The sequence below is a fragment of the Spiroplasma endosymbiont of Sarcophaga variegata genome, from assembly GCF_965178695.1.
Lineage (GTDB): Bacteria > Bacillota_I > Bacilli_A > Mycoplasmatales > Mycoplasmataceae > Spiroplasma > Spiroplasma poulsonii.
In genome coordinates this window covers 1230436-1252345 of sequence record NZ_CBCXVU010000002.1, presented here as the reverse complement: position 1 = coordinate 1252345, position 21910 = coordinate 1230436, and the positions used below count along the sequence as shown (strand labels likewise).

Annotated in this window: 31 protein-coding genes and 2 pseudogenes; 9 read left to right on the top strand and 24 right to left on the bottom strand. The window is 24.7% G+C overall.

Annotation, left to right across the window (positions count from 1 at the left end):
* Positions 1–3: 3 nt before the first annotated feature.
* Both ACOBME_RS08415 and ACOBME_RS08410 read left to right on the top strand, forming a co-directional pair.
* Entirely contained in the window at positions 4–1437 is a 1434-nt protein-coding gene (locus tag ACOBME_RS08415; protein WP_419334943.1) for a hypothetical protein, read from the top strand.
* A 99-nt stretch (positions 1438–1536) separates the two neighbouring features.
* Positions 1537–3210 (top strand): hypothetical protein, encoded by a 1674-nt coding sequence (locus ACOBME_RS08410; RefSeq protein ID WP_419334941.1) that lies wholly within the window; start codon positions 1537–1539, stop codon positions 3208–3210.
* A 31-nt stretch (positions 3211–3241) separates the two neighbouring features.
* Here the strand turns inward: ACOBME_RS08410 and ACOBME_RS08405 are convergent, their stop codons facing one another.
* A complete protein-coding gene (locus ACOBME_RS08405; RefSeq protein WP_338965647.1) occupies positions 3242–3760 on the bottom strand; it encodes a lipoprotein in 519 nt (172 codons plus the stop codon).
* A gap of 16 nt (positions 3761–3776) precedes the next feature.
* Entirely contained in the window at positions 3777–4496 is a 720-nt protein-coding gene (locus ACOBME_RS08400) for a hypothetical protein (RefSeq protein ID WP_419334939.1), read from the bottom strand.
* Positions 4497–4777: 281 nt separating this feature from the next.
* On the opposite strand from ACOBME_RS08400, the gene ACOBME_RS08395 reads away from it, so the two are divergent.
* The 3 genes from ACOBME_RS08395 (at position 4778) to ACOBME_RS08385 (ending at position 7024) form a co-directional block, all read left to right on the top strand.
* A complete protein-coding gene (locus ACOBME_RS08395; RefSeq protein ID WP_338963247.1) occupies positions 4778–5740 on the top strand; it encodes an IS1/IS1595 family N-terminal zinc-binding domain-containing protein in 963 nt (320 codons plus the stop codon).
* A gap of 437 nt (positions 5741–6177) precedes the next feature.
* Complete coding sequence (locus tag ACOBME_RS08390; protein ID WP_338965642.1) at positions 6178–6612, top strand: hypothetical protein; 435 nt, start codon at positions 6178–6180, stop codon at positions 6610–6612.
* Positions 6613–6685: 73 nt separating this feature from the next.
* Complete coding sequence (locus ACOBME_RS08385) at positions 6686–7024, top strand: hypothetical protein (protein WP_338963556.1); 339 nt, start codon at positions 6686–6688, stop codon at positions 7022–7024.
* 19 nt (positions 7025–7043) lie between these two features.
* Here ACOBME_RS08385 and ACOBME_RS08380 read toward each other — a convergent pair whose 3' ends face one another.
* From ACOBME_RS08380 to rplU, 11 genes and pseudogenes are all read right to left on the bottom strand, one after another.
* Positions 7044–7253: a hypothetical protein gene (locus tag ACOBME_RS08380; protein ID WP_338963231.1), complete on the bottom strand. Its 210-nt coding sequence runs from the start codon at positions 7251–7253 to the stop codon at positions 7044–7046.
* Positions 7246–7449 carry a hypothetical protein gene (locus ACOBME_RS08375; RefSeq protein ID WP_419334937.1) on the bottom strand — a complete coding sequence of 68 codons (204 nt, stop codon included), beginning with the start codon at positions 7447–7449 and terminating at the stop codon, positions 7246–7248. The genes ACOBME_RS08380 and ACOBME_RS08375 overlap by 8 nt, the downstream gene beginning before the upstream one ends.
* Positions 7439–7945, bottom strand: coding sequence for a hypothetical protein (locus tag ACOBME_RS08370; RefSeq protein ID WP_419334935.1), 507 nt, complete (start codon positions 7943–7945; stop codon positions 7439–7441). Before ACOBME_RS08370 ends, ACOBME_RS08375 begins: the two co-directional genes overlap by 11 nt.
* Positions 7930–8853 (bottom strand): recombinase RecT, encoded by a 924-nt coding sequence (locus ACOBME_RS08365; RefSeq protein WP_338965639.1) that lies wholly within the window; start codon positions 8851–8853, stop codon positions 7930–7932. Before ACOBME_RS08365 ends, ACOBME_RS08370 begins: the two co-directional genes overlap by 16 nt.
* Before the next feature lies 1 nt (position 8854).
* On the bottom strand, positions 8855–9556 hold the full coding sequence (locus ACOBME_RS08360) for a kinetochore Spc7 family protein (RefSeq protein ID WP_338965637.1): 702 nt from the start codon (positions 9554–9556) through the stop codon (positions 8855–8857).
* Positions 9557–9558: 2 nt separating this feature from the next.
* Positions 9559–9696 (bottom strand): hypothetical protein, encoded by a 138-nt coding sequence (locus ACOBME_RS08355; protein WP_338963239.1) that lies wholly within the window; start codon positions 9694–9696, stop codon positions 9559–9561.
* A 55-nt stretch (positions 9697–9751) separates the two neighbouring features.
* Positions 9752–9919: a hypothetical protein gene (locus ACOBME_RS08350; RefSeq protein WP_338965635.1), complete on the bottom strand. Its 168-nt coding sequence runs from the start codon at positions 9917–9919 to the stop codon at positions 9752–9754.
* Positions 9920–10418: 499 nt separating this feature from the next.
* The gene (locus tag ACOBME_RS08345; protein WP_419334933.1) at positions 10419–10655 is read right to left on the bottom strand and encodes a hypothetical protein; all 237 of its coding nucleotides are present in this window, start codon (positions 10653–10655) and stop codon (positions 10419–10421) included.
* A gap of 142 nt (positions 10656–10797) precedes the next feature.
* Entirely contained in the window at positions 10798–11088 is a 291-nt protein-coding gene (rpmA, locus tag ACOBME_RS08340; protein ID WP_040093422.1) for a 50S ribosomal protein L27, read from the bottom strand.
* A 2-nt stretch (positions 11089–11090) separates the two neighbouring features.
* Positions 11091–11405 carry a ribosomal-processing cysteine protease Prp gene (locus tag ACOBME_RS08335; protein ID WP_338965628.1) on the bottom strand — a complete coding sequence of 105 codons (315 nt, stop codon included), beginning with the start codon at positions 11403–11405 and terminating at the stop codon, positions 11091–11093.
* Between the two features lie 266 nt (positions 11406–11671).
* Positions 11672–11962, bottom strand: a pseudogene (gene rplU, locus ACOBME_RS08330) (50S ribosomal protein L21); the annotation flags it as partial.
* A gap of 318 nt (positions 11963–12280) precedes the next feature.
* On the opposite strand from rplU, the gene ACOBME_RS08325 reads away from it, so the two are divergent.
* The 3 genes from ACOBME_RS08325 (at position 12281) to ACOBME_RS08315 (ending at position 14442) form a co-directional block, all read left to right on the top strand.
* The gene (locus ACOBME_RS08325) at positions 12281–13243 is read left to right on the top strand and encodes a transposase (RefSeq protein ID WP_419334931.1); all 963 of its coding nucleotides are present in this window, start codon (positions 12281–12283) and stop codon (positions 13241–13243) included.
* 289 nt (positions 13244–13532) lie between these two features.
* Positions 13533–13916 carry a hypothetical protein gene (locus tag ACOBME_RS08320; protein WP_338965601.1) on the top strand — a complete coding sequence of 128 codons (384 nt, stop codon included), beginning with the start codon at positions 13533–13535 and terminating at the stop codon, positions 13914–13916.
* 7 nt (positions 13917–13923) lie between these two features.
* Positions 13924–14442 carry a lipoprotein gene (locus ACOBME_RS08315; protein ID WP_419334928.1) on the top strand — a complete coding sequence of 173 codons (519 nt, stop codon included), beginning with the start codon at positions 13924–13926 and terminating at the stop codon, positions 14440–14442.
* Between the two features lie 55 nt (positions 14443–14497).
* Here the strand turns inward: ACOBME_RS08315 and ACOBME_RS08310 are convergent, their stop codons facing one another.
* The 4 genes and pseudogenes from ACOBME_RS08310 to ACOBME_RS08295 form a co-directional block, all read right to left on the bottom strand.
* Complete coding sequence (locus ACOBME_RS08310; RefSeq protein WP_338965605.1) at positions 14498–15052, bottom strand: DDE-type integrase/transposase/recombinase; 555 nt, start codon at positions 15050–15052, stop codon at positions 14498–14500.
* 12 nt (positions 15053–15064) lie between these two features.
* Positions 15065–15211 (bottom strand): annotated as a pseudogene (locus ACOBME_RS08305) (transposase); the annotation flags it as partial.
* A gap of 400 nt (positions 15212–15611) precedes the next feature.
* Entirely contained in the window at positions 15612–16130 is a 519-nt protein-coding gene (locus tag ACOBME_RS08300) for a lipoprotein (RefSeq protein WP_419334928.1), read from the bottom strand.
* A gap of 7 nt (positions 16131–16137) precedes the next feature.
* Entirely contained in the window at positions 16138–16521 is a 384-nt protein-coding gene (locus ACOBME_RS08295; protein WP_419334926.1) for a hypothetical protein, read from the bottom strand.
* A gap of 257 nt (positions 16522–16778) precedes the next feature.
* On the opposite strand from ACOBME_RS08295, the gene ACOBME_RS08290 reads away from it, so the two are divergent.
* A complete protein-coding gene (locus ACOBME_RS08290) occupies positions 16779–17741 on the top strand; it encodes an IS1/IS1595 family N-terminal zinc-binding domain-containing protein (RefSeq protein ID WP_338963247.1) in 963 nt (320 codons plus the stop codon).
* Positions 17742–17746: 5 nt separating this feature from the next.
* On the opposite strand, the gene ACOBME_RS08285 is transcribed toward ACOBME_RS08290, so the two are convergent.
* From ACOBME_RS08285 to ACOBME_RS08255, 7 genes are all read right to left on the bottom strand, one after another.
* Positions 17747–18442, bottom strand: a complete 696-nt coding sequence (locus ACOBME_RS08285) for a hypothetical protein (protein WP_419334924.1) — start codon at positions 18440–18442, stop codon at positions 17747–17749.
* Between the two features lie 91 nt (positions 18443–18533).
* On the bottom strand, positions 18534–18890 hold the full coding sequence (locus tag ACOBME_RS08280; RefSeq protein WP_419334922.1) for a hypothetical protein: 357 nt from the start codon (positions 18888–18890) through the stop codon (positions 18534–18536).
* A 15-nt stretch (positions 18891–18905) separates the two neighbouring features.
* The gene (locus ACOBME_RS08275; RefSeq protein WP_419334920.1) at positions 18906–19580 is read right to left on the bottom strand and encodes a hypothetical protein; all 675 of its coding nucleotides are present in this window, start codon (positions 19578–19580) and stop codon (positions 18906–18908) included.
* Entirely contained in the window at positions 19580–19990 is a 411-nt protein-coding gene (locus ACOBME_RS08270; RefSeq protein ID WP_338965585.1) for a hypothetical protein, read from the bottom strand. The genes ACOBME_RS08275 and ACOBME_RS08270 overlap by 1 nt, the downstream gene beginning before the upstream one ends.
* 57 nt (positions 19991–20047) lie before the next feature.
* Positions 20048–20386 (bottom strand): hypothetical protein, encoded by a 339-nt coding sequence (locus ACOBME_RS08265; protein WP_338965584.1) that lies wholly within the window; start codon positions 20384–20386, stop codon positions 20048–20050.
* Positions 20387–20392: 6 nt separating this feature from the next.
* Positions 20393–20872 (bottom strand): hypothetical protein, encoded by a 480-nt coding sequence (locus ACOBME_RS08260; RefSeq protein ID WP_419334918.1) that lies wholly within the window; start codon positions 20870–20872, stop codon positions 20393–20395.
* 186 nt (positions 20873–21058) lie between these two features.
* On the bottom strand, positions 21059–21730 hold the full coding sequence (locus tag ACOBME_RS08255) for a hypothetical protein (protein WP_338965582.1): 672 nt from the start codon (positions 21728–21730) through the stop codon (positions 21059–21061).
* Positions 21731–21910: the final 180 nt, after the last annotated feature.

The window sequence follows — 21910 nt, the reverse complement described above, 5'->3', positions numbered from 1 at the left end:
AAAATGAGTAGAATTAACCCAGCAGTTATCGAAGAATTAAGAAGACAATCCCATGATACTTTAATAGATATCAGAGAAAACATAAAAGACAATCGTCATTGAATGGTCTTTCCTTTTAATGTTTATAGTTCATATATCCCTGATACTGAAACAGGATGAAAACCTAATAATGCCAAACCCAGTGATTATGGTAGTTATTCAAGAATATTTGATAATATGGAAAGTACTATAGCTCAATGACAAGATAGTTTAAAAATAGTCCAAAAATATAAAGGTGAAGAAATTAATATTTTAACGATTGATGATTTTAATAAACAACCAATTAACTCAACTATATGAGTAAATAATGAAACACCTTTTGCTATAAAATTAAAAGATGAAAATAATAATATTTATTGAAAATTAATTGATGGTGAAAATATTTATGATATTAATAGAATGTTAGAATACTCAAATCAATATAAATTAAGTTATTTTATTAATAATGATAATAAAGCCGATAATTTTTATACAAAAGAAGTTAAAGTTGGTAAATATTGAGATGCTTATATGATTGATGATAGAAGTTCAATTCAATTTGGTGAAGCAAAATTTGAAAAAGTATTTACTCAACAATCAACTGAAAGACAATATACTTTATTAATTTTAGATGAAGATGTAAATAAATTAAATATTAATGATTATTATAATTTTTATACTGTATTTAATGATCGTGGTTTAAATATTGGTGGTGGTGATATTAATTCTGCACCACAAGATAGACAATGATTATATCCATCAAATGTTATTAATTATTATTCACCTTATGATGGTAGTTTTTTATGACAAGAAATTACCTTTTCAAGTATTAATGACAAAATTAGTAATAGTGGTTTATCAGTGCGACAATTTATTCAAACATCAGCACCCGGTGAAGGTTATTGTTTTCCTAAAATAACTTATGATGGAAAATTAAATAAAGGAATTATTGAATTAGATGATATTTTATTAAAAGACCCAGGTGTTAGAGCAATGGCAGTTAAATTTTATGGTAATCCTATCTTTTTTGATATGCCAGTTATTGGTCGGAAAATTATTAAAGGTCAATTTAATCAAAAAGTTATGAATTCCCGTGATTTATTAATGTATAACATATATCCTTGCCCACCTGACAAAGTAAATACTTATGCTGCTCCAGAAGTAAGTTGATATAACTTTCAAGGTATTCAACCAACAATGATAACTGGTTTTAAAGATTGAAAGCAAGATATGGAAAGTAGATACGACTTTTGAAATCAAAAAAATAGTGAGGGAATTGTAATAACCGATAAAGCGAGTTCAACAGCAACTAATCCTACGGTTGGCACAACTATTCATAAAGAAGATAATAACTCTAAATTTTATTGGTCTAAAAATTGAATGATTACTCCACCTGATAAAGTAAAAGTAAATAATTAAGATGTTAATAATATTATTAGTACCCAAGCATCATCATATTTTAGAAGAAAAGATGAATTTGGTAATACTGTCGGACAAGTTCAAATTGAATATAATAAAATGGGTGTTTGTAATGTTTGAGATATTTTAAATATGAATAATTTTATTAATCGCCAAATTACAGTATTACCTTTAAACTATACGCAAAAATTAGTTTTTAACCCTTTTACGATACCAGGTGGGGTTGGTAAGTTCTTAAACTTTATTTCATTTGGTATTCCCTGAGGATGAGTAATTAACCAAGATGAAAAAACTTGACCTAATTTTCAATGACTTAATGGCTTTATGAGTGCAAATATTTATAGTTTCTATAATGATGCTTTTTGGTCTGAAAAATCAAAAGGTAAAGGTTATTTACCATTTGAAATATTTAGAGAACAAGGAAATGATAAAGTTGGTGCTATTTTTGGAGCAAATGCTACTAGCTTAGGTTTTACAACTTTATTAACAGATAAAATACAAGGTACTATTTTAACTAAGGATGGTAAACCAACAGAAGAATTAGTTTATTCAACATATAATTTAAAACAATTAAATGAAAAAACAAATAGAGTTTATTTAATTAATGAACAAACCAAAGCAATTGATGCTCAAACACCAGTTAGTGATAGTGAAAAAGATAATAATTGCGAATTCTTACAAACACCCGATGGAACAAATTGTAGTTATATTATTGATATGTTTTCAATTCAAGCATTATATAAAGGTAATTTTGAAATTATCTTTTATGCTGACAACCCATATACAAATAATGAAGAAGATTATTTACGCTTATCAGTATGAAGTTTTAGAGGTAAAACAAAAAGTACATTAAATAATTATTTACGCGATATGACAACTAATTATAAAACTAGCTTCTTACTCCCACACGATTATGAAATACCAACATTTAATTATCCAGAATATGTTCTTCCACCAGTACCATATAACTATAAACCTTATACAAAAGATATTATGCCTTCTGATGCAGTACTACCATTAAAAACCAAAATTACAGCACCAGTACAATGTAAGAAAGCACAAAATTATGGAATTCCTGTTAATTTATTTTCTGATGAATTTAATGAGGGTTATTATGAAACTGAAATTGATTTAAAACAAATTGACCCAACAATTCAAAGTATAGATAAATTTATTAGTGTTTATAAAACTATTGAAATAAGTAATCTAAGTAATTTACAAGTTGAATGTTCTCCACCAAATATAGAAAATTTTATTCCTAATAGAGATATTAATCTATTGGGTGGTCGTTATGGTTGCGATTTTAATAGTGGTTTATTGTCTAATATAACTTTAAAAAGAGAAGGATTATCACAAACTGATAATATTAATTTTGATAATACAATAACTTTATATACTGATAATATAAAAGCAAATGTTATTCAAAAATTCGCTACTGCCTATACTAATGGTTTATCTAGTGGAAATTATAAAAGCATTTATTATACAGAAAAAAGTGGAGCAATTAATTTTTTACTTCAAACAACAAAATTATCTAATAATTATAATGATAAAATTAAAGAAACATATTTACAAGCATATTATACTAATGATGTTAAATTAAAAATTAGATTTTCAAAAGTATTATTTGCTCAGTTATGATTGTTGGCTCAAATTAATTTAAGTTATGCAGGTAATAATAAAAATATTACAATAAATATTAATAATCAAAATGTTTTAGATATTAGAAATGATAGTAATAGTCCTGTTAAAATTACAATAAATCCAAGATAAATAGAAAAAGTGCTCAATGCACTTTGTTTTTTTATTCTCCATTAATTTTTACATTACCGTTATTACCGGCAATTAAGTTGGGTAAATTTTGTTCTTCACCATTTCAACGATAAACTGATTTAATATAATTATTTTTACTACCTCAGGGAATTTTTATATCTTTTGAAGAAATACATGTTGTTAAAACTGGAAAACTAGCACCAATATAAAAATATAAAGATAAGAAAAAATTATTTAATTTATCAATATTTTTTTCTTTTCCACCCTCTAATTTTGTATTATTATTAAATTTACTTACATATCATTTTTCATTTTTATCAACACGCCATACTACATAATATCATTTATTATCAACCTCATTAAATGGTTTTTCTTGTGGTGCTATTCATTCTAAATTGTTTCTTATTTCTTGGTTAGTAGTATTTATTTTATGTTTTTCTTTTTGTTCTTTTAATTCATCCTCGCTATATTGTTTATTACAAGCAACTAAACTGGTTGTACTTGTTCCAATTAAGGTTATTGTTGATAAAAGACTTAATATTTTTTTCATTTATTTTAAATCTTAACTATTTTTCAATATCTAAAAAAACAGTTGCTTCACCAGTATAAATTGTTGAGTCACTTGAAAATACTGTAATCCTTTTTTTATTATTATTGTATAAATCATCAATAATATTTTTAATTCCTATCTTAGTTATATCTAATTGAGGATTTTTATCTTTTAAAAAATCTTTAATTTGTTGTTCGGTTAGTAATCCTTTTTCATTATTAATTTTAACTGTTCCTAAAATAGGATTTGAAATAATTTTAGATAATTCATTTATTTTATTTAAATTGTTATTTTCTAAATCTATAATTTTTATTCTATAAACATGAATAGTGTTATTTAAATCTTTTCAATTAAACATAACAAAATTATCAGTACTACTAAAATCAATAACTGATGCTGGTTTAAAGCTTAGTAATTTAATCGATATAGCATTATTATTATTATTATTATTATTTTTATTATTTACAAAGTAAATATTTTTATCATTTATATAATATTTATTATTTCTATTATCAAAACCTAAAAATCTAATATAACTTTCATTTTCATTAACTCCATATATTTTTTCAATAATTGATTTACGTTTACCATTTTCTATAATTTGATAGAAAACACTAACACCACTATCAGTTTCTGTATTATGTTCTTCTTTTTGATAAGGACTAGCGGCAATTGTTGTTGGTACAGCAGTTCCACTAATAGTTAATACACTTAATAAACTTAAAAGTTTTTTCATTTTGTATAATTTCCTTTCTTTAATCTTGAAACTTTTTATCAAGATATAATTGCATTATATATATATATATATATATAAGCAAGCAAAATATTATGAATTATTTTAAAAATTTATCTTGAAAAATAGCTCTTATGACGCGTTTTAAGGGATAAATTAGCAATGAAATATATTAAGTTTAGTTATATAATATATAAAAAGTATCTTTAATTTTGTCGAAAACTCTTGATATTTATAAAATATACCTAAAATTAGGTATATTTTTAATATATAGAGGTAAATAAATGATGAAAAAAATAATTACAGAATTAATAAATAGCTTAACAGATGATCAATTTTTAGAATTTTATGAAAAAATAAAACAACAAGCAGACTTAATTAAAAAACAAAAACGTTTAAATGAAATTGATCAAAAATTTAGAGATAAAGGCATTATATGTCCTAATTGCAAATCTTTTCATTGTGTTAAAAATGGTCATAATTCCGAAGGAAAACAAAAATATTTATGTAAAAAATGTCGTGCTAGTTTTGATGCATTTCGTCATCATTTTACTTATTGAAGTCATTTAAATTATGAACAGTGAAATTTATTAATTCAAATTTCATTGTTAGGACAATCTAGTAAAATAATTTCTCGTTTTATTAAAACAACCCCAAAAACCGCTTGATATAATCGACAAAAATTAATGCAATCAAAACAATTAGAAAATACACAGTTAAAATTTAAAAAATTAAATGGTCAAATCCAAATGGATGAAACATTTATTAAAGAAATTCATAAAGGCAATTTTAAAGATAAATTTGATAAACGAAAAACTCATCTAGATCCATTTTCAACTGATACCAAATGCTGTATTCAAATGGCAGTTGATAGCAATAATAATATTTTTGTTCAATCCACCAATACCAAAAGATTACAAAAACAATGGATTATTGAAAATATGAATAAGCAACTAATTAAAGAAAAATCAATAATTATTTCTGATATGCAACCACTATATTTATTAGTAGCAAAACAAACAAATTCTACTCTATATTCCACCAAAACTAGTACAAACCCTGATACTAGTTATCAAAAGTTAAATAAGATTAGTAAATTACAATCCAGTCTTAAAGAAGCCTTAATTCATTATCATGGTTTGGGTTTCACTAATATTCAAAATTATTTAAAGCTCTGAAAATGAAAATACCAACACAAAGGTTTAACACCAAACCAACAATCAACGGTATTATATTTTAACGTTTAAAAAATTTAAAGCAAAATCATAATCTTACACAAAATTAGTTTTCAAATTGTCATATTGATGATTTTTTTTATTTCATCAAGAGTTTTCGACAAAATTAAAGAAGATTTTGATATTGGTTGTGGAATTGTTGTATCATCTAGTAAAGGTGTTTCAGGTTGGTATATTGACACAAATGGTCTTATTAGTTCTTTTGAAAATATAAAAATAGGTAATTTAAAAATTAAAAGAAAATTGGTGAGTTAATAATGAAACAAGATAAAACAACTTGATTAAAGGGTGCCTTACCTTGAAATTGATTTAAAAAAGACCTTATTCCGACTTATAATTGAACTCATAAAGATATTAGATAATTAGAAAGAAAATATAAAATTCGTAGTTGAGTAGTTAGTTTTTATACATTGATATTTTTAGCATTAAATTGTTGATTAGAATATGGCATGATCAATGCAATAAAAGATAATATTAATTGATATAATTATGGTCAATATTGAGGTAATGTAATTGCTATTTTATTAACACCTTTATTTACACACGGAATTCAGGGTATATTTGTTGCTAGTAGTAAACCCAAAGTAGATATGAAAATTGATATTCCACGATTAAAAATATCTAAAATGGGATTAGTATTTACAATTTTACCTTTAATTACTTTAATAATTTCTTTAATTATTATTTGAATTGATAAATCAAAATGAAAAAAAGACCATTTAAGACATTGCTTAGATTGTCGAATTAATTCTCGTGTTATTCAACCAAGAATAGCAAAACAATGAAATAATTTGGATGGTATAACAGAAGAAATATTTAAAAATATGCAAGATGAATATACTAAAAAACAAGAAGAAAATAACAAAGAATTAAATTTAAAATAAACTATATATAGGGGCGGTTGATATTTTTGGGTGGTTATATAGTTTAATTTATAAATTATTTTGTTCTGAAAGAATGGATGGCCACTGTTTGAGTAAGGATAAGAAAGGAAATAAAGAAATGGAAATTAGTAATGAAATAGTAATTGCTTTACTTGTGTTAGCGGGTGCTGGTGGAATGGGTAGTCTTGGTATTCTTGGATTATCTGCTAAAAAAATTAAAAAATATAAAGCAGAAATTAGAGAATTAAGAACTGCTGTTATTGCTCACGAAAAACATTTACGAGGACCTGATTATGCAACAGAATTAGCATTAAAAACAGGTCAAATTAAAAATGTTAAAAAACAAGTTAAAGTAAATGACAAAAAACAAGCACAAAAAGATGCTATTAAAAAACTAACAAATAGTATTTAAAAAAAATAACCTTAATTGGTTATTTTTTATTTTCTAATATTAAGTCTAAATTTTTAACTTTACAAATAACTAAATTATTTTTTCCATAATTATTTTTATAATATTCTCAGTATTCAGTTGAATTAATATCTACATCTTGTTTATCAATCCCAATTATATATTCACCACGAGGGTTTTTACAAGGGCGATTACCTTGTTCAGATCGATAACATAAAATATAATTATTCATATTCTTTATTTCCTTTATAATGTGTTATATAAAAGTTAATAAGATATTCTATTTTTTGATAATAAGTATTAAAATTTAATTCATTTCAAACTTTTTCTTCGTTTTTATTTAAGTAAATATTAACATTCCTAATTTTGCAAGAATAATATTTTCCAGTTTTTTGATTATATGAATGTTTCATAATATTAACTTTCATAATTAGCAATAATAATTGCATCTCGTAAATGATTACTTATTTTATCATTATTATATTTTCAACCTTTACCATATTGATAAGTTAAATTAGTATATTTATCAAATTTTCATATACAACTATCATTATATTTACTTAAATTTTCCATATTTTTAACAACTGATTTAGTATGTTTAGGTGATACCCAATTATAACTAACTCAAGTATTTTCAATCGCACCCAGTAATCTTAATAAATCATCTCTATCTTTACTAGCATTAGCAGATGTATATAAACAATCTTCAATATTTAATCCTTTTGGAAAAAGTTCACCTTTATTTTTTACATAATAATCTGAATATAAATATTCATCTATAAATTCATCAATAAATTTATAATGTTCTTTTCAATATTTACTAGTAAATTCATTTTGTTTAATTAATTTATTATTTTCATATATAACAATAGCAGTAGTACCAGTTCCTGATGGGTCAATACCTATTTTTATCAAGTGGCTCATTCCTCATCGTTATTATTATTAACTGCTTTTACTAAATTTGAAATATCTTCTTCTTTAACTACATTATCGTTTATTTCCACTATTTCATCATTAGGTGGGGTATTATAATTTATATTATTTGATAAAGTTTCATCGTTAATATGCCTCTTATTTTGGGTGAAAGTAGCATCATTATCAATATAAATCTTTTCATCATTAGTTGTAATAACTGCTTGATCTGATTTATATGCTTGTTGTAATTCAACTGACATAATACCTCATTTTCTTAATAATGATGTTAATACGGTTTTAAGGGCCATTTCATCAAAACTAGCAATATAAAATGATTTATTTTTAGCATAAGTTTTAGAATATTTCATAAAATGATTTTCCATTTGTTCTTTGGTCATATATAAAGTTTTTCCAAAACCATTAACCATTTTAAAGTATGCTACATAACCAATAATTGGTAATTTTTCTCTTTCATCTTCATTTTGAATTCAATTAAAACTAGTTCCTTTTAAACGATCATAATTTACTAATTCATTTTCTCTAACATCTGATACTGACATATCTAAATATTGACCACTTCTTTGTGCTAATTGAATATAACCTTTATAACCCATTTGAAATTGAGCTTGATTAATTCATTCTTGGATTTCGCGACCGTTAATAATTCTTGTTATTTTAGTATTATATGGAACTACATAAGCATAACCAAATTGTTTTTCCATTGGTAAATTTAATAAAACTCCTTGATAACAAGCAGTCATAATTGTTTTTGGATCTGCTTTTTGTAATAATTCATTACTATTTGATATTGCAACTATATTACTTTTAAATCTTGCAATTTCATTTTCATTAGAAAATTTACTTTTTATTCATTCTGTTGCTTTATCTGTTCTTAAAAATTCAACAATATTTGCCATATTATTTTTCTCCTTTATTTATTTTAAAATTAATACCTTTAACCTCAATTAAATTAATATCTTTATTACTATCTCACTGATCTTTAATTTCATTTTTAACAATTTGTTCATCAACAACTAAATAATTTTTAATAAGATTAATAAGTTCTAATTTATCAGCATTTTGTAAAAAATCATCATTAATACCAATAACCTCAATATCTTTAATTAATAATTTTTCTTTCCGAAAATTACTAGTAATAATTTTTAATTCTTGCTCTTGTTTTGCTACACTTTTAATTTCTAAAAATTGTTCTTTTTTATGAGTTTCAATAATTTCATTTTGTTTTTGAAATTGAATATTAATAACATTATTTTTTAAAGAATCATGATTATTCTTAATATTATTTTCTAAATTCAAAATATCTTTTCTAATAAAATTTAATTCATCTTTAAAAGATTTTATTAATTCTAATGGTTCTCTAAAAATATAATCAATTTTTGAAACTACTAATTTTAAATCTTTTAGTGATTGTGATTTATATTCTCCATTTATTAATCAAGCTTGTTGTCGATATATAAATTCTGCTAATTCTTGTCCATTTTCATCAATTCATTTTTTAATTGTTAATGCTTTTAAACTTAATTCTTTAAAATTATTTCCTTTTAAATAAAATGGATACGTAATATTTTTAACTTCATTATTTAATTTTAAATCTGCCATAATTAAATTTCCTCTAATTCCATTTCATTAATTAAATTATCAATATATTCATAAGCACTTTCTTCTGAATGACATTCTTCTAATGCCATATTAAATAAATCTTCTTCAGTATAAACATAACCATTTTCATCTTTTCACATACTAATTTACCTCGTTCTTTGCTATTAATATTTCTATTAATTTTCTTCCTTTTTGTTATTTAATATCAAAATAAGTTATTTCTTGATTTAATAAATGTGCTTCTTCATTTTTAATTAAATTAATATCATCATTAATATTTTCTTTTTGCCCTGTTTTATTATCAAATATATTAATACAAAAATCATTGTACATATATATTGATATTAGATTTTTGATTGTCATATTTACCTCCTATTTTTAACTCGCTGGCACTCACTCCCAAGTGAAAGTGCCAAAGCGAGAGTTAGTTATATAATTAAGTATTTATCTATTTATTTACTACGCCATCCGCTTCACTGCGGGTGAGCGGTGGCGGTATGTTTTATTGTTTAATGTTTAATAATCGACAGTTGTTTTTATAAGATAATGCCAGAGAATTCTCTCTCTTCATCCGCACCATTTCAGGTCAAAGCGTTCAGTTTTTAAAATAAATTCACTTGCACCTTGAAGAGCCTAATGCTGGCTTTGTGGTTTTTAAAACCTCTGTCATCCTCTAATGGGATAATATCTATCGCAAATTTATTTATAAAGTGGCCATCTCAATATTTATTGTCGTTTGATGTTGACCTCGCACTTATCACGACTATCGCTTGTTAAAGCGTCTATTATTTACGGACTGATTACCGCTGGGCTAGACGGAATAAAAACACTTAGTTATTTAAAATAACCGTCCCACACTGCATTAAGTTGTTTTATAAAATCAAAGTTTAAAAGAACCAGTTTCATAATCAAAGATAATTTTTGAATTTTCTAGTTTTTGATAAAACTGTTTTTGTGTTTTATCTTTTATTTTATTTAATAAATATTTATGTTTTTCACAAGTTAATAAAACTTTATTTGATAAAAATTCTTCGGTAATGAATGATACTGCTTTATAGCAATCATTAACATCACATATTTTTTGTTGTTTAATTATCATTACCTCCTTTTAGGGATTTTTTATTTCAAATAAAAAAACAACCCTAACAAGAGTTGTTTTTTGGAGCTTCATCGTACATTATACGATAATTAAAAAAATACTAATGCTACCTTTTGGGGTAAATTAGTATTTTTATTTTTGTTTATTTTGCTGGTTTTTGATAAACTGATGCTTTTGTTTTGTTTCGTCCAAATTTTTCAAACTTAACAATCCCATCGATTAAAGCAAATAAGGTATCATCCCCACCACGCCCAACATTTACTCCTGGGTGAACTTTTGTTCCGCGTTGACGATAAATTATTGATCCAGCTCGAATTCCTTGGCCATCAGCTCTTTTTGCGCCTAAACGTTTTGAATGTGAATCACGACCATTTTTAGTCGACCCTACTCCTTTTTTTGAAGCAAATAACTGTAAGCCTAATAAGAACTTCATCATTATTCTTCAACCTCCTTTACACTAATAAATTCTTGGTATTGCTGATAAATTGTTAAAAATTGATAATACATCGTTTGTAAAATAACTTGTAAATCAGAACTATTTTCTTTTACGATGATAGTAATTAATCCTTCATTAATAACAAATTCACAACTATTTGGTTTAATTTGATCAATTGCATTTAAACCACCTGTTGCAATTCCTGTTATTGCTGCACAAACAAGGTCTTTACCATATTCACCTGCCTGTGTATGACCAGTAATTTCAATTTTTGTAAATTTTTGTTCAGTTTTATTAATTATAATTTTAATCATAATTATTTATCATTTTTTTCTGTTTTTGTTACTGGTTTTTTTGGTGATGTTGTTGTTGAAGTTTTTGCAGCAGGTTTCGCCGCAGTTGTTGATTTTACTGTTGCTGGTTTTGCTGCTGGTGCTGGTTTACTTACCACAGGTTTCACAACCGGTTTTGGTTCAGCACTCGTTGCAGGTTTTGCTAATGCTGCTGGTTTAAATGCTGGTTTAACTGCTGCTGGTTTAGTTTCTGCTGCTACAGCTGGTTTTGCTGTCCCTGACAATAAAATTTGGTCAATTTTAATTTTTGTGTATGGCTGACGATGACCATACTTCTTATGTTGTGTTTTCTTTGGTTTATAATGAAACACAACAATTTTCTTTTGTTTTCCTTGTTTTAAAATTGTCCCGGTTACTGATGCCCCTTTTAAAAAGGGAGTTCCCACTTTTCCATCAACCATTAAAACTTCGGTAAAATTAACTTTTTCACCTTCGTTACCGTTTAACATTTCAACAAATATTTCATCACCTTGAGAAACACGTAATTGTTTCCCCCCAGTTTTAATTATTGCAAACATTTTTACACCTCCAGTTTATACTCGCCTTGTAAGTAGATAAGTATTACATATCCTTTAGGTACTTAAAAGTCAAAGAGCGGTTGAAACTGAAACAACCATAATTAATTATATCGTTATCTTGAAAAAATTCAATAAATATTTTATTTTTTAATTGTGAAAACCACAGACATTTAAGAATTTAGTTCATACCGTTAATAAAATTATAACATTAAAATAAAAAACTGCCATTAATTTTTGGCTTTAATTTTGTCGAAAACTCTTGATATTTATAAAATATACCTAAAATTAGGTATATTTTTAATATATAGAGGTAAATAAATGATGAAAAAAATAATTACAGAATTAATAAATAGCTTAACAGATGATCAATTTTTAGAATTTTATGAAAAAATAAAACAACAAGCAGACTTAATTAAAAAACAAAAACGTTTAAATGAAATTGATCAAAAATTTAGAGATAAAGGCATTATATGTCCTAATTGCAAATCTTTTCATTGTGTTAAAAATGGTCATAATTCCGAAGGAAAACAAAAATATTTATGTAAAAAATGTCGTGCTAGTTTTGATGCATTTCGTCATCATTTTACTTATTGAAGTCATTTAAATTATGAACAGTGAAATTTATTAATTCAAATTTCATTGTTAGGACAATCTAGTAAAATAATTTCTAGTTTTATTAAAACAACCCCAAAAACCGCTTGATATAATCGACAAAAATTAATGCAATCAAAACAATTAGAAAATACACAGTTAAAATTTAAAAAATTAAATGGTCAAATCCAAATGGATGAAACATTTATTAAAGAAATTCATAAAGGCAATTTTAAAGATAAATTTGATAAACGAAAAACTCATCTCGATCCATTTTCAACTGATACCAAATGCTGTATTCAAATGGCAGTTGATAGCAATAATAATATTTTTGTTCAATCCACCAATACCAAAAGATTACAAAAACAATGGATTATTGAAAATATGAATAAGCAACTAATTAAAGAAAAATCAATAATTATTTCTGATATGCAACCACTATATTTATTAGTAGCAAAACAAACAAATTCTACTCTATATTCCACCAAAACTAGTACAAACCCTGATACTAGTTATCAAAAGTTAAATAAGATTAGTAAATTACAATCCAGTCTTAAAGAAGCCTTAATTCATTATCATGGTTTGGGTTTCACTAATATTCAAAATTATTTAAAGCTCTGAAAATGAAAATACCAACACAAAGGTTTAACACCAAACCAACAATCAACGGTATTATATTTTAACGTTTAAAAAATTTAAAGCAAAATCATAATCTTACACAAAATTAGTTTTCAAATTGTCATATTGATGATTTTTTTTATTTCATCAAGAGTTTTCGACAAAATTAAAGATACTTTTTATAAATAATATAAATACTAAACTTAATGTATTTTGTTGCTAATTTAACCCTTAAAACGTGTCATAAGATTTATTTTTCAAGATAAAATTTTAAAATAATTTATAATTTTGCTTGTATATATATATATATATATATATAATTTTATAAGTTAATAAACATTAGAGAGGATGGTTAATTAAAATGAAAAGATTATTAAGTATTTTATGTATAGTTAGTTTAAATGCAAGCGAATCAAACATTGTAATTGCTTGCGATGGAGGAAATATAAAACAAAAAATTAATTTAAATACAATAAATAAATTAACTGTAAATATTATTTATGAAAAAAATAAAAAACTATCTGATTTAAATACAAAAATTATTAATGCACAAGAATTTATAAATAAACCTTTAAATGAAGGTTATACTATTAATTATTATTCTAGTGAAGATTTAAGTAATAAAAATGATATTTCTGATTTTCCTCAAAGTGAAAACACTGCTATTTATGTTGTTATAATTGCTTCTAAAAATGATAAAAATTGAGAAGGACAAACTTCAAGATTAAAAGTAGTAATGAAATAAAAAATATATGAAAAGATTATTAAGTATTATTGGAGCAATATCATTATTAGTAGGAACCAATACAACCAGTTTAGTTGCTTGTAATAACATAGTAGAATACACACCCGATGAATTAGCAAAATTAAAAGCAGAAAACAAAATTAAAACAAACAACCAAGAAATTAGAGACAATTTAGAATGAATAGCACCACAAGAAAAACCATTTAATAACGTTGATAATAAATATTATTATGTTGTTTGGCGTGGTGATAAAAATGATAATTGAAGAATTGTTAATTTTAAAAATAACCAACAAGATAAATTAAAAAATAAAGATAAATATGATAAATATAAACTTGCACTAGTCCAAGATTTAGACTGGCATAGTATATTTGATTTAACTATTCAAAAAGGTAATTTAACATGAATATTTTGACATAATGATAATCAACATTTTAAATATGTTTATCGTTGAAATGGTGATGAAAAAAAATTACCCAATCTAGTTGTTTATAATGATGATAATGTAAAAGTTAAGGGAGAATAGAAAAAGAGATTATTAATAGACTGCACCCATTTTAGTAAGTACTAATAAAAAGTACTTAATATCTTTTAATTATATCCTTTTCTTTGCGGTTTGAATATCATGTATTTCATTTTATAACATCTTGTATATATTCTTCATGCGAATTATATGTTTTGTTATGTATTGTAGCTTTCTTAAGTAGTGAGTGAAAACTTTCTATAACAATATTATCTGCACAATGGTAATTTTTCCCCATTGAGATTATAATACCGTTAAATATACATTTATCACGATAAACAGTGGATGTGTGTTGATATCCGTGATCTGAGTGAATTATTATTCCACTCAGATCTTTTTTTATTAATTTTATTTTATTAATTGCACCATTTAAATTATCTATTACTAATTTATTGTCATTATATTTAGACCACCTTACATCAACTATTTCTTTAGTATATCCATCAATAATTGTTGATTGATAATATCTTTCTCCTTTTCAAATTAAATATGTTACATCAGTATATAGCACTGATAATCTTGTTTTTATATCATTGAATTTGCGATTAATTAAATCAGGATATTGCAATAAACTTTTTTCTTTATTCTGTTGATATTTTATTTTTTTTCTCATTTTTCTTACATATTCGGGCTGTATTTGATTATCGCGCATAATCCTTAAAACTTTTTTTGAATTATATTTTATATCATAATCTTCCCTTAAGTATTTAGTAATTCTTCGATATCCAAATTGTTTTAAATTTTCTTCATAGACTTTTACAATATCATTTATTGATTTTTTATCTTTTTTGCTACTGTCATAATTTTTATATTTATCTCAATAACTATGCTTTAGTCCCGTTACTTCTAATAATAATTTTATTGAATATTCACGACAATTTTGTTTAATAAAAGAGACGATTTTTAGTTTGCTTAATTGTAAAAGTCATGGAGCTTTTTTAGCAATTCATACCTTGTTTTATAATATTCTAAATCTCTTTTGCCAAAAGAAATTTTAGGTACTTTAGGATTGTTTAATTTCCTCAATAATTTTTGTTCTAAATTCTGATGTATATTTGTTATATTTTTGTCCTTTTCTTGCCATATAAAAATGCACCTCCTATAAAAGTTTAGTAAAATCTTTTTTTATTTTACTTACTTTTTGGGGTGCAGTCTATTAATAATCTCTTTTTCTATTCTCCCTTAACTTTTACATTATCATCATTATAAACAACTAGATTGGGTAATTTTTTTTCATCACCATTTCAACGATAAACATATTTAAAATGTTGATTATCATTATGTCAAAATATTCATGTTAAATTACCTTTTTGAATAGTTAAATCAAATATACTATGCCAGTCTAAATCTTGGACTAGTGCAAGTTTATATTTATCATATTTATCTTTATTTTTTAATTTATCTTGTTGGTTATTTTTAAAATTAACAATTCTTCAATTATCATTTTTATCACCACGCCAAACAACATAATAATATTTATTATCAACGTTATTAAATGGTTTTTCTTGTGGTGCTATTCATTCTAAATTGTCTCTAATTTCTTGGTTGTTTGTTTTAATTTTGTTTTCTGCTTTTAATTTTGCTAATTCATCGGGTGTGTATTCTACTATGTTATTACAAGCAACTAAACTGGTTGTATTGGTTCCTACTAATAATGATATTGCTCCAATAATACTTAATAATCTTTTCATATATTTTTTATTTCATTACTACTTTTAATCTTGAAGTTTGTCCTTCTCAATTTTTATCATTTTTATAAGCAATTATAACAACATAAATAGCAGTGTTTTCACTTTGAGGAAAATCAGAAATATCATTTTTATTACTTAAATCTTCACTAGAATAATAATTAATAGTATAACCTTCATTTAAAGGTTTATTTATAAATTCTTGTGCATTAATAATTTTTGTATTTAAATCAGATAGTTTTTTATTTTTTTCATAAATAATATTTACAGTTAATTTATTTATTGTATTTAAATTAATTTTTTGTTTTATATTTCCTCCATCGCAAGCAATTACAATGTTTGATTCGCTTGCATTTAAACTAACTATACATAAAATACTTAATAATCTTTTCATTTTAATTAACCACCCTCTCTAATGTTTATTAACTTATAAAATTATATATATATACAAGCAAAATTATAAATTATTTTAAAATTTTATCTTGAAAAATAAATCTTATGACACGTTTTAAGGGTTAAATTAGCAACAAAATACATTAAGTTTAGTATTTATTATTTATAAAAAGTATTGCTTTAATTTTGTCGAAAACTCTTGATATTTATAAAATATACCTAAAATTAGGTATATTTTTAATATATAGAGGTAAATAAATGATGAAAAAAATAATTACAGAATTAATAAATAGCTTAACAGATGATCAATTTTTAGAATTTTATGAAAAAATAAAACAACAAGCAGACTTAATTAAAAAACAAAAACGTTTAAATGAAATTGATCAAAAATTTAGAGATAAAGGCATTATATGTCCTAATTGCAAATCTTTTCATTGTGTTAAAAATGGTCATAATTCCGAAGGAAAACAAAAATATTTATGTAAAAAATGTCGTGCTAGTTTTGATGCATTTCGTCATCATTTTACTTATTGAAGTCATTTAAATTATGAACAGTGAAATTTATTAATTCAAATTTCATTGTTAGGACAATCTAGTAAAATAATTTCTCGTTTTATTAAAACAACCCCAAAAACCGCTTGATATAATCGACAAAAATTAATGCAATCAAAACAATTAGAAAATACACAGTTAAAATTTAAAAAATTAAATGGTCAAATCCAAATGGATGAAACATTTATTAAAGAAATTCATAAAGGCAATTTTAAAGATAAATTTGATAAACGAAAAACTCATCTCGATCCATTTTCAACTGATACCAAATGCTGTATTCAAATGGCAGTTGATAGCAATAATAATATTTTTGTTCAATCCACCAATACCAAAAGATTACAAAAACAATGGATTATTGAAAATATGAATAAGCAACTAATTAAAGAAAAATCAATAATTATTTCTGATATGCAACCACTATATTTATTAGTAGCAAAACAAACAAATTCTACTCTATATTCCACCAAAACTAGTACAAACCCTGATACTAGTTATCAAAAGTTAAATAAGATTAGTAAATTACAATCCAGTCTTAAAGAAGCCTTAATTCATTATCATGGTTTGGGTTTCACTAATATTCAAAATTATTTAAAGCTCTGAAAATGAAAATACCAACACAAAGGTTTAACACCAAACCAACAATCAACGGTATTATATTTTAACGTTTAAAAAATTTAAAGCAAAATCATAATCTTACACAAAATTAGTTTTCAAATTGTCATATTGATGATTTTTTTTATTTCATCAAGAGTTTTCGACAAAATTAAAGCCGACTTTTGTAAATAACTATCATATTTTTTAAGATCTAAATTAGTATATTTTGGAATTAAGCTAGGATTTAATTTATAAATCGTTTTTTGAAGTGCCAATAAATCGCGAATTGAATCAGCAGAAAGATTTTTTAACTGTTTTCGTAATTCAGCATCAGCAATGCTAGCGATTGTTTGCAGTAATTGTTCATCTGTTACAGTTTTATTAAAACGAATTACAACTTTATTTTTAGTAATAATTTCGGATAAAGCAACTTTATTTCTAATTTGCATAAAGTTTTTAACTTTAGCACTAATCCTCAATTGCTTGAAAATTCCTTGTTCATTAGCAATTTTAATAATTTTTTGAGCTTTTAAACCTCGTCCTAATTTACCAAAATCATTAAATGAAAAAGCCAAATTTAATAACGTATTTTTTAAACTCACATTGTTATTGATAACATCATTTGTTTCCATTACTAAAAAATTCGTAACCCCACTAATAAAAACTTTTCCTGTTGTAATAAACAACTGAGATGCACCTAAACCCTCAATTATTCCTGCCCCAATTCCAGCAGTTAAAAACCCTAAAACCGTTGCTAATACTTGTAGACCAATCATCGCTAATAATAGTTCTCAAAATTATTTTGCTTTTTGAGGCGTTTGATAAACAATCCGTTTTTTATACGTTATTAAGTTTTGATCTAAAATCTTACGAGGCATTTTTAGTGTCTAAAAACTTAAATGCTTCTTCTTTAGTTTTATATACATCATCTAATTTATTTGCATCATTAATTTTTTTAACATATTCACTACGTTCTTTAGTGTAAGGGACACCATCATAAGCTTCAAGAACTAAATCTAAGGCTAATCTTTTTGCATTTTCTAATTGTTCAACATTTTCAATACTTCTTGTTACTCTTGTTGATGATGGTGGCACATAATCGGGGTCTGGATATGAAAATCAAAATTTATTTTGAACAACTTCACCATGATAAAATTCATTATTGGCAATAAATAACTGACCCAAATATCTTCCTTGAGTATACTGTCCCGCTTGTAGTGGCACATCAACAGCAAGAACTTATGCCATTGCTTGTGGTGCAATTGGTACCATTAAATGACCATACTGTTTAATTGGAGCCTCAACAAAATTAAATCCTAATGCGGAAGTAATTGTTGCCAAAGTTCCTTCAATTGTTGCTTTTGAATATTGAATTTTAGCATTAATCATTGCACTTACGACTTCAGGATCAATAAAAATAATACAATCTTCTAAATGAATATCATTTTCTAAAACAAATGCTTGTAAACGTTTTAATTCAGTTACAAAATTATCTTTTGTAATTTTAATTGGACTTGTAATTTTATTTGCTACGTTTGTGCATAAAACTTTAATAATATATTTATCTAAAATTTTAGCTTTTTGTGAATCAGTAATTGTTAATTTATTAGCTGGTCAATTTGATGCCAATTTATCTTGATTAGCAATTCGATTATAAACAGTAAAATTTTGATCTAATTGTACTTTTTTAAAGTCTTCTGTAACATAAGTTTCCGTAAAACCTAAATTAGGATCTCAATATTTTTGTGTTATTGATTCATTTATAATTGGTAAGTAAACTTCGGCTTTTCATCCCCCACCATCTTGTTGCAACTCATTAGGGAATAAAACAGCATATTTAGATCTTCCATATAAATTACTTAATTTAAAATTATCCTTAAAATAAGTTTGAATATTATTTAATGTAATTGCCATTATTCACTACCTCCCACTATTTTGAATGATTGTAAATCAATTCCCATTGAAGAATTTGATTCTTGATTATTATTAACATTTAAGTTATCAGACTGTTTATTTTCTTGAGTAACTCCTACACCTTGATTTCCTTTAATTCCTTGTTGAATTTCTGCAAATTGTTTTTCAAGAACTGCAAGACGATCTTCTTTTTCAGTTTTCGTTTTAGTAGTTTGATCTTCTAATTGTTTAGTGAGTATTTCTTTAGCTTTTTCTTCTGCTAATTTTTCACCTTGTTCATTAACTTGTTTTTTTATTTCATCTGCCATTAAAGAGTATAAATCAACTTCTTCAATTTCAAATTCTTTTTTATCATTTAAAATTGGATTACCTTTATCATCTAATTTTAATTTTTTAATTATATTGGCCATAATAATTCCCCCTGGTACATATAGATGCACTATTTTTCTTAATTTGTCAAGGTTTACTTATTTTTTATGATATGCACGATCCAACCTACCTACTTTATCAATTTCAATTAAATTATTAATAACTAACAAATTATTTTTATAATATCGACTAAAAATATTAGTTAAAGAGCCTTTAATGTGAATTACATCATTAACTTCAAATTTCTTTAACTGAGTTATATTTTTTGAAATAGTTTCTTTAATTCAGCCATAACTGGAACCTCAACGAATTTGCATACTCATCACATCAACTTCAACAACATTAATTTTTTCTTTTAATAAATCTTTTTTATAAACTGCAACAATGCCATCAAATACTGATAGCAACATCTTATTATCAATTTTTCTTTGTGCCATAATCAATTACCTCCCAATTGTATTTTTCACATTTATATCCCCAAATTCTTTTTCCCTAAAATGTGCCTCTAAAATTGCTTTTGCATGAATTGAATGCTCATTTTTAATAGTTCGTTCTTTAAGTTCTTTTTTAATCATTTCCTTTTTTTTATCAGCTGGGTAATGTAATTGCATTTTATTTTGCAATTCATATCTTAAAATTCCAATTAACTCACGGGTTGCACGCACCTCACGCATTTTTTCAGGACCTATGTGCAAATTCTCAACTACTACCACATTTAAAGATAAATCATGATGTTTATTTTTAAAATTATTGATAATAGTTAAAATTTCATTTGCTGAATCCGTTGGATTACTGCACCTTACTTGGACATATTTATAGTGGGGGAATCGTGTTCCAATTGTCTTAATAAAAATACCAGTAGTTCCAATTCCAGCTGGATCTATCCCAACTGAGAAAATAGGAAAATAACTTTGTTGTTTCATAAAAACCTCCATATCAATATTCGTGACTTTTATGTGTACCTTTCTGTGATTTCTTTTGTATATTTTATATGAACAAGAATATCAGAATATTTTGCCAAAGCAAAAATAACAATTTACGCAAAAATAGTCTATTGTGTTATAATTTACACATATACGTATGTTTCTATTAAATTCCCTCTCCTATCATTAATCTCATAAAATATTGTCGTCATTATCAAAAACAATGGTTGGAGGATCATTATTACTGTCAGGGTTATCATTAATTTTATATTCTGCACCACGGTAGGTTACAGGTTGGTTTGCTAATTGTTTTTCTTGCACTTCAGCAAGTTTTTTTATTCTTTCATTATTTTCGATACGCTTATTAATTCATTCTTGATTGTTATTTCATATTTTTGTTAATTGATTATTAGCCTCAATTTGTGTTTTATGATCATATTGTTCTAATTCAATTAAATCAACAAAAATATTAAATCCTTTTTTCTTAATACTTGGAATTCTATGTGCAGCTTCTCTATTTGTTCGAGTATAATAAATAAATTGTGGAACAATTCCAACTATTAAAAAATCATCTTTAAATTTATCCTTATGAACAAAAGAACCAGGAACAATAATTCAACGCTCAGGAGTTTTAACAATGTAACTAATTATTTTTTGGCCACAATTATTATATTTTTGCATAGAACTTTTATGAATTCGATAATTAGATATATTTTTATTTTTATCTTTTTGCTTGTAAGGTTTATAAATTTCTTTAGTTTCAGAATTAGTGCTAAACTCTTTTATAAAATCAAAGTCTTTAGCAAAATTCCTACTTCGATCATGGCAACCAGATTCACAAATTTTTATGTTTTCCATTGTAGCTAACCCCTTTCTAATTAAAAATAATTAATTTTTCAACAGTTATGTTGCACTTTTTTTAAATTTAATATGTGGAATATCTGCTGCTCACTTAACAGCATATTGATGTATTTTTTTAATTTCTTTTAGTTGTTTTATTTTTTTTCATAGTTTCTTCATAATTTTTTCCTAGCTTTT